The 3,342-nt window shown below is 62.8% G+C and carries 2 protein-coding genes; one reads left to right on the forward strand and one right to left on the reverse strand.

Translation table 11 applies throughout. The features are described 5' to 3' along the window. Positions 1-59: 59 nt before the first annotated feature. Positions 60-506 carry a ubiquitin-conjugating enzyme E2 gene (locus ACKLLE_RS27060; protein WP_420059596.1) on the reverse strand — a complete coding sequence of 149 codons (447 nt, stop codon included), beginning with the start codon at positions 504-506 and terminating at the stop codon, positions 60-62. 177 nt (positions 507-683) lie between these two features. On the opposite strand from ACKLLE_RS27060, the gene lon reads away from it, so the two are divergent. Continuing rightward, positions 684-3,107, forward strand: a complete 2,424-nt coding sequence (lon, locus tag ACKLLE_RS27065; RefSeq protein ID WP_064305054.1) for an endopeptidase La — start codon at positions 684-686, stop codon at positions 3,105-3,107. Positions 3,108-3,342 lie beyond the last annotated feature (235 nt).

Raw genomic sequence — 3,342 nt, forward strand, 5'->3', positions numbered from 1 at the left:
TATGCGTACCTTGTGGGAGCGGGTTCACCCGCGATAGGGCCCTCAAACCCACTGCAAATCTACATGGCAAACGTCCGGGTCCACTCCCGCGCCGTCCTGTCGAACTGCGCCCGCACCCGCTGAAACTCCGCGGCCGCCTTCAGGTTCAACGCCCCACGCGGTTCCGGATCCACCAGCAGCGCCTGCACGCTCAACAGCACCTTGGACAAGGTCAGCGCCGGGCTCCAGTTTTGGTCGAGAATCTCCAGCCCGATCTCGCCATCCTCATCGATATTCGGATGCCAGATCCGCGTCTTGAACACCAGCTTCAGCGGCTTTGCCGGATACTCCCGGGGAAACTGCACATCCAGGAAAAACACCCCGCCCTCATAAGGCGTATCCCTCGGCCCCATTACCGTGGCCTGCCAGTGATAGATATCTTCACCCACCGGCCCGGCCGAACAATTGGCCGGCGGATCCTTGCTGATGTCCTGCAACTCACGGTGGATGCGCTTCGGTGCGTCCATTGGCGACTCCTTTGACCCGATCAGGCGACAGGCAGCAACAGTAGCACTTCGCAATCAGTTTCCCCTACATGCACTAAGCTGCATTTTCACCGGGCCTTCCCGACAAAAGCCGTCCGGTATTGAAACCACCCTCGGACCGCCCCATCTAAGCACCATAGTCATTCACGCAGGTGCCCCATGAGCGACCAGCAGGATCTCCCGGAACATCCAGACGAATACGCCGAAGTCGAACATCTCGATACCACCGACCCGACCGGCCGGACCCTTGCCCTGCCCGGCCAGCAACTGCCGGACAAGGTCTACGTGATCCCGATCCACAACCGCCCGTTCTTCCCCGCGCAGGTGCTGCCGGTGATCGTCAACGAAGAGCCGTGGGCGGAAACCCTCGACCTGGTGGCCAAGACCCCGCACCACAGCCTCGCCCTGTTCTTCATGGACGAGCCGCTGCAGGACCATCGTCATTTCGACACCTCGGCCCTGCCGCTGTACGGCACCCTGGTCAAGGTGCACCACGCCAGCCGCGAGAACGGCAAGCTGCAGTTCGTCGCCCAGGGCCTGACCCGGGTGCGTATCCGCACCTGGCTCAAGCATCATCGCCCGCCCTACCTGGTGGAAGTCGAATACCCGCACCAGAGCCCCGAGCCCACCGACGAGGTGAAGGCCTACGGCATGGCCCTGATCAATGCGATCAAGGAGCTGCTGCCGCTCAACCCGCTGTACAGCGAAGAACTGAAGAACTACCTCAATCGCTTCAGCCCCAACGACCCGTCGCCGCTGAGCGACTTCGCCGCCGCCCTGACCTCGGCCACCGGCCAGCAGCTCCAGGAAGTGCTGGACTGCGTGCCGATCCTCAAGCGCATGGAGAAAGTCCTGCCGATGCTGCGCAAGGAAGTCGAGGTCGCGCGACTGCAGAACGAGATCTCCGCCGAGGTGAACCGGCAGATCGGCGAGCACCAGCGCGAGTTCTTCCTCAAGGAACAGCTCAAGGTCATCCAGCAGGAGCTGGGCCTGACCAAGGACGACCGCAGCGCCGACCTCGAACAGTTCAAGCAACGCCTCGACGGCAAGACCCTGCCCGCCGCTGCGCAGAAGCGTATCGATGAAGAGATGGGCAAGCTGGCGATCCTCGAGACCGGTTCACCGGAGTACGCGGTGACCCGCAACTACCTGGAATGGGCCACCGCCCTGCCCTGGGGCGTGTATGGCGAAGACAAGCTGAGCCTCAAGCATGCGCGCAAGGTCCTCGACCAGCATCATTCCGGGCTGGAGGACGTCAAGGACCGTATCCTCGAATTCCTCGCGGTCGGCGCCTACAAGGGCGAGATCAGCGGCTCCATCGTGTTGCTGGTGGGCCCGCCGGGCGTGGGCAAGACCAGCATCGGCAAGTCCATCGCCGAATCCCTGGGCCGGCCGTTCTATCGCTTCAGCGTTGGTGGCATGCGCGACGAGGCCGAGATCAAGGGGCATCGCCGCACCTATATCGGCGCCCAGCCGGGCAAGCTGGTGCAGGCGCTCAAGGATGTCGAGGTGATGAACCCGGTGATCATGCTCGACGAGATCGACAAGATGGGCCAGAGCTACCAGGGCGATCCGGCCTCGGCACTGCTAGAAACCCTCGATCCGGAGCAGAACGTCGACTTCCTCGATCACTACCTGGACCTGCGCCTGGACCTGTCCAAGGTGCTGTTCGTGTGCACTGCCAACACCCTGGATTCCATCCCCGGCCCGCTGCTCGACCGCATGGAAGTGATCCGCCTGTCCGGCTACATCACCGAGGAAAAACTGGCGATCGCCAAGCGCCATCTCTGGCCCAAGCAGTTGCAGAAGGCCGGGGTCGCCAAGGCCAGCCTGAGCATCAGCGATGCCGCGCTGCGTGCGGTCATCGAAGGCTATGCCCGCGAGGCGGGTGTGCGTCAACTGGAGAAGCAACTGGGCAAGCTGGTACGCAAGGCGGTGGTACGGCTGCTCGATGAGCCGGACGCGGTGATCAAGATCGGTCCGAAGGACCTCGAGGCGGCGCTGGGCATGCCGGTGTTCCGCAGCGAGCAGGTACTGGCCGGCAAGGGCGTGATCACCGGGCTGGCCTGGACCAGCATGGGCGGCGCCACCCTGCCGATCGAAGCGACACGCATCCATACGCTCAACCGAGGCTTCAAGCTGACCGGGCAACTGGGTGACGTGATGAAGGAATCGGCGGAAATTGCCTACAGCTATGTCAGTTCGCACCTGAAACAGTTTGGCGGCGATCCGACCTTCTTCAACGAAGCCTTCGTTCACCTGCACGTGCCGGAAGGCGCAACGCCGAAGGATGGCCCAAGTGCTGGCATCACCATGGCCAGCGCCCTGCTGTCGCTGGCGCGTGACCAGGCGCCGAAGAAAGGCGTGGCGATGACGGGGGAGATGACCCTGACGGGAGCGGTCCTGCCGATTGGTGGGGTACGCGAGAAGGTGATCGCGGCGCGCCGGCAGAAGATCTTCGAGTTGATCCTGCCGGAGGCGAACCGGGGTGATTTCCTGGAGTTGCCGGAGTACCTGAAACAAGGGCTGACGGTGCATTTCGCCAAGCGCTTCGGGGATGTGGCCAAGGTTCTGTTCAACTGAGTATTTGAGGCCTAATCGCTGGCAAGCCAGCTCCCACAGGTTCTGTGTACGCCGCGAAACCTGTGGGAGCTGGCTTGCCAGCGATGAGCATGGGTATCTACACATCTTTTGAGGTGAGAAGGCCCGTCAGTAGATCGCATCAGGGCTGACAGGTGCTTGCCATGACTTTTCTGGCGCCCTTGAGATCGAGCGCCGCCCGCGCGGCGCATCGCCGGCAACGCCGGCTCCCACATTT

Origin of the sequence: Pseudomonas bharatica (genome assembly GCF_048586865.1) — a bacterium.
Taxonomy (GTDB): domain Bacteria; phylum Pseudomonadota; class Gammaproteobacteria; order Pseudomonadales; family Pseudomonadaceae; genus Aquipseudomonas; species Aquipseudomonas bharatica.